At 46.1% G+C, this 228-nt stretch carries 1 pseudogene; it reads left to right on the forward strand.

Annotation, left to right across the window (positions count from 1 at the left end):
* Nucleotides 1-228, forward strand: a pseudogene (locus MD535_RS26070) (hypothetical protein); the annotation flags it as partial.

Below are 228 nucleotides of genomic sequence, written 5' to 3' on the forward strand. Positions count from 1 at the left end.
TCTTAGTGCGCTCAAGGCGGAATTGCTTAAAGCTCACTGGATTGCTATCTCTTCCTTTGCACGCAGAACACCCCTCAGTGACGCGCAACTTAATGCTTACCCCAAGTTAAAAGCGCAATTGGATAAGCACGCTTTTCCTGAAGGAAAAAAAGTCAATAGAGCCAGTTATCAGCAAGTACAAGACGATGTTCCATTGGCACGTCACTTATCTTACGTACCGGTAGAGCC

The organism is Vibrio qingdaonensis (assembly GCF_026191675.1).
GTDB classification, from domain to species: domain Bacteria; phylum Pseudomonadota; class Gammaproteobacteria; order Enterobacterales; family Vibrionaceae; genus Vibrio; species Vibrio qingdaonensis.